We start from the raw sequence: 3,987 nt of genomic DNA, 5'->3' as shown, positions 1-3,987 counted from the left end.
ACGAGACTGATGAGGTACGAGCCGTCGTGGCCGTGCTCCCTGGCCGCCTCGCCCGCGGCCGAGATCTCGCCGGCGGTGAGCCCATTGAGCTCGGTGACGTCGTCGACCAGCACGGCGAGGTCGTTGGCGTCGGCGAGCAGCTGCTGCTCGAATCGAGTGGTCAGGGTCGCGAGGGCCGCGTTGAGCTCACGGAGGCGCTCCTTGGCCGCATCGTCCAGGCCGGCACCGGCCACCGTGAACTCGGTGAGGTATCGCTCGACCAGGTGCCGGGACTCCGGGTCGAGAGCTCCCATCTGCGCAGTGCCGTCGCGCACGGCGCGGATCCGCTCGTAGAGGCGCGAGTCGAGCAGGATCGCGTCGCTGTGGGCAGCGAGCTTGGGGGCGTACTCCTCCTGGATCGCCTGGATCTGCGGTGTCGCCAGCGCGCTCGACGTGCCGAAGAAGGCCGTGCTGGCGCGGGAGAGCAGCTGGCCGGACCGTTCGAGGGCGACAAGAGTGTTCTCGAAGGTCGGCGGCTCGGCATTGGCAGCGATGGCTTCGACCTCGGCCCGGTGCTCCTGCATTCCGACGTCGAAGGCCGGACCGTAGTGCTCTGGCAGGATCGCCGCGAATGGCGGAAGGGAGAAGGCCAGGGTGCTCTTGGTCGCAAACGGGTTGCCAGCGAGAGACGTGCCGGTGGCGGCTTCGGTCGGGTCAGTCATGACCCAGACACTACGGAGGGGTGCCGACTGGCTGCGCCCTGCCCACCAAAGTCGTCACTCGGTCGCCGGGACTTCTCCCGTGGACGGCCCTCATGGGAGCTCGCCACGTCGACGGTCGGCTCTTACCGCGGTGATGCCGAGCCGGGGACGCCGCGTCGCCAGAGGTCGTCCAAGCCGGCGACCGCCTGGCTGTAGAGAACCGCGAAGCGCTGAAGGACGACAGGCATGTCCCGGCTGAACCCGCGACTGTGCATCGCGTGCTCCGTGAAGAGCCCTTCGTGCACCTCGCGCCAGGTGGCCAGCGACCCATCACCCTCACCCTCGAGGTACGCATGCTCGGCGCCCACCTCGTCAAACGGGACGATCTCGACCTGGGTCGTCACGACCAGCGCATGCGGGACACCGCGGCCGTCGGTGACGATGCCAAGCGCTCCCGGCGTCGGTAGCTGCTCACCCTCGGCCTCGTAGTCCCACAACGCGCCGGACGTGGCGGTCTTGATGCCCGACAGCACGAGCGCGAGTGCCTGGTCGGCCTGCTCCGGTGTGGCCCCGAAGGCCCATGCCGGCGGCCGAAGGGACCCCAAGGGCCGCTCCCCCGTGTAGAAGCCGCTCGGGTTGAGCTTGGCTCGCATCCTGGCGACCTGCCAGAAGGACTCGATCACCGATGAATCATCAGTTCCGGGCTCGGGTGCGTCCATGGCCCGAGGTTAGCCCGACGGAGGCGTGGTAGTCGGCGTTCCGGACGGCGCGCTGATCTGGGGCGACCGCGATGAGGATCGGCGTCGCACGTTCTCGGTGGGGCGACGGTGACATGCTGGCGGGCATGCATGGTGGCCAGCGAGGGGTTCAGTGCTGACCTGACCCCGCACCTGCTCGGGCTGGCCGAGGAGGGCGGTCCGTCGGGGCCGTGGCGGGCCGCCGGCCGCGCCTTCGACCAGGCGATCGAGGAGCTCGAGGCGCTGACGGGCAGCTAGGCCCGGGCACCCCCTACGATGGGCCGGTGGTGGCCCGGACGTACGACCGCGCGAACCGACTCCAGCGGGGGATGCGAGCCTTCGCGGCGAGCAGGGCCGGCACGCGGGTCTTCAAGCACACCTTGCACCACCTCGACCGGCTGCTCGACCGCACGCCAGGCGTCCACCGGACTGCCGTCGAGATCCTCGCTGGTCTGCCCGTCGGAATGCTGACCACGACCGGCGCAAGGTCGGGGCTGCCGCGCACCGTGCCGCTGCTCGCGTTCCCGATGGAGGGCGGATGGGGCGTCGTCGCCTCGAGCTGGGGGAGCCGGGAGCCGCCGGGCTGGTACTTCAACCTTGTGGCCCTCCCGCAGGCGCGGTTCGGCGTCGACGGGATCCAGCACGACGTGGTCGCCCAGCGCCTCCACGGGGAGCAGCGCGAGCAGCTGCGCCGCACCGCGCTGACGTACTACGCGGGTTATGCCGAGTACGAGAAGCGCGCTGGTGGCCGCGACCTGGGTTTCTTCCTGCTGACGCCGGTGCCCGCGTAGGCCGAACGCGACCTCCTTCGGGCGCAGGTGCAGGGAGCGGTCAGCGGGCCATCTCGTTTCCTCGTGAGCTCAGCGTGCAGGGCGGCCGTCGACTCGGTCGCGCGTTTGACGCTCTCTGGTGGCCGCAGGTCGGACGCGCCCCCGAGCGGATCAGGAGTCGCCCTCGGCGATGAAACCTTCCAGTCGCTCGATGTCCTCCGGGGCCAGCCACGTCTCGTCCAGCGTGATGCCCCCGGCTCGGTGAAGTGCCTCGCGCAGCGGCGCCGCCCAGAGGTGCTCGATGACAGCGACGGCTGCACCGGCGCCCACCGGGATCGCGTCGGCCAGCGACCACGTGCCTCCGGTCGGAGCAGGCTCAGCGCTCGCGGTGTCAGCGTCCGGGTGGCCAAGGAGCCGGGCGGCCAGCTGGCCCATGCCCGCCGGCGCGCCGGCCGGCAGGGGCAGAGTCTCGAACGTTCCGTCAGCTGCGCGCGTGATCAGCGTGACGTCGAGCAGCCGCACGGTGCCGGCCTCCCGCAGCCGGGCGAACTCCGCCATCACCTCCCCCGAGAACGTCGGCTCGTCCAGGCCGATGACCAGGATCTGGACCGGTCCCGTCATCCGCCGCTCCGCCTCACCATCTCGTCGTACTCCGCGTCGGTGAGCACGCCCGCTTCGAGCAGGTGCTCCAGGGCCGCCTGTGTGTTGGGGTCGATGCGCCGTCGTGCTCCCGACGCGCCTGGAGCCGGCGCGGGGAACCCGGCCGGGGGCACCGCCTGGGGGCCCGGTTGAGGTTGGGTCGGATGGGCAGCCGCCCACGCCTGGGCGGGAGTGAAACGCCCGCCGTAGTAGGGGACGGTTCCGGTCATGCCGGAGCGGAGCAGCTGTCTGGGCACCAGCAGCATGGGGCCTCCCGTTGTGCGACAGGCCCACTGTACGGCGCGACCGGCGCGCCACTGACAGAAGGAGCGCGATCACCTCCACGCCGGGCGTGTCAGGCGCGGCGAGACGCTAGAGCGCGAGCTCTGCCTTGACGACGTCGACGAGGCGGCCCGCGATCAGGTGTGCCTGGTCGACGTCCTCGGCCTCGACCATGACGCGGACGACCGGCTCGGTGCCGGACTTGCGCAGCAGGACCCGCCCGGTCTCGCCCAGCTCGGCCTCGGCCGAGCGGACTGCGTCGGCGACTGCCGTGCACGCTTCGAGGCGGCTCTTGTCCACGTCCTTGACGTTGACGAGCACCTGCGGGAAGTGGCGCATCACGGCAGCGAGCTCCGCCAGTGTGCGGCCGGTCTCGGCCACCCGGGAGGCGAGCATGAGACCGGTGAGCGTGCCGTCGCCCGTCGTCCCGTGGTCGAGCATGACGACGTGGCCCGACTGCTCCCCGCCGAGGGAGTAGCCGCCGTCCTTCATGCTCTCGAGGACGTAGCGGTCCCCCACCGCCGTCTGCAGGACCTTGATGCCTGCCGCGTCGAGCGCCTGGATCATCCCGAGGTTGGACATGACGGTGGCGACGAGGGTGTCTCCGCGGAGGGCGCCCTGCTCCTTCATGCGGAGCGCCAGGATGGCCATGATCTGGTCACCGTCGACGATCGTGCCCGTGCCGTCGACCGCCAGGCAGCGGTCGGCGTCGCCGTCGAAAGCCAGCCCGAGGTCCGCACCGACGGTCACGACCTCGGCCTGCAGCCGATCGAGGTGCGTCGAGCCGAAGCCATCGTTGATGTTGATCCCGTCCGGCTCGTTGCCGATCACGATGACCTCGGCACCCGCCTCGGCGAACGCCTGCGGCGCGACCGCAGA

At 70.9% G+C, this 3,987-nt stretch carries 6 protein-coding genes and 1 pseudogene; 2 read left to right on the top strand and 5 right to left on the bottom strand.

Annotation, left to right across the window (positions count from 1 at the left end):
* Together ABF401_RS04190 and ABF401_RS04185 are read right to left on the bottom strand one after the other, a co-directional pair.
* Positions 1-701: pseudogene (locus ABF401_RS04190) on the bottom strand (M3 family metallopeptidase); the annotation flags it as partial.
* Positions 702-823: 122 nt separating this feature from the next.
* On the bottom strand, positions 824-1,399 hold the full coding sequence (locus ABF401_RS04185) for an ASCH domain-containing protein (protein WP_353508283.1): 576 nt from the start codon (positions 1,397-1,399) through the stop codon (positions 824-826).
* Between the two features lie 129 nt (positions 1,400-1,528).
* Here ABF401_RS04185 and ABF401_RS04180 point away from each other — a divergent pair, with 129 nt between their 5' ends.
* Together ABF401_RS04180 and ABF401_RS04175 are read left to right on the top strand one after the other, a co-directional pair.
* The gene (locus tag ABF401_RS04180) at positions 1,529-1,675 is read left to right on the top strand and encodes a hypothetical protein (RefSeq protein ID WP_353508282.1); all 147 of its coding nucleotides are present in this window, start codon (positions 1,529-1,531) and stop codon (positions 1,673-1,675) included.
* A gap of 26 nt (positions 1,676-1,701) precedes the next feature.
* Positions 1,702-2,208, top strand: coding sequence for a nitroreductase family deazaflavin-dependent oxidoreductase (locus ABF401_RS04175; protein ID WP_353508281.1), 507 nt, complete (start codon positions 1,702-1,704; stop codon positions 2,206-2,208).
* 150 nt (positions 2,209-2,358) lie between these two features.
* Here the strand turns inward: ABF401_RS04175 and ABF401_RS04170 are convergent, their stop codons facing one another.
* The 3 genes from ABF401_RS04170 to ABF401_RS04160 form a co-directional block, all read right to left on the bottom strand.
* Entirely contained in the window at positions 2,359-2,808 is a 450-nt protein-coding gene (locus tag ABF401_RS04170; protein WP_353508280.1) for a hypothetical protein, read from the bottom strand.
* Entirely contained in the window at positions 2,805-3,092 is a 288-nt protein-coding gene (locus ABF401_RS04165) for a hypothetical protein (RefSeq protein WP_353508279.1), read from the bottom strand. Before ABF401_RS04165 ends, ABF401_RS04170 begins: the two co-directional genes overlap by 4 nt.
* A gap of 106 nt (positions 3,093-3,198) precedes the next feature.
* On the bottom strand, positions 3,199-3,987 hold a 789-nt coding region (locus ABF401_RS04160), incomplete at its 5' end, for a phosphohexomutase domain-containing protein (RefSeq protein ID WP_502908191.1).

Source organism: Intrasporangium sp. (assembly GCF_040414665.1).
Lineage (GTDB): Bacteria > Actinomycetota > Actinomycetes > Actinomycetales > Dermatophilaceae > Intrasporangium.
Note: the sequence above shows the minus strand (reverse complement) of the source record. Positions and strands in the feature narration are given on the sequence as shown.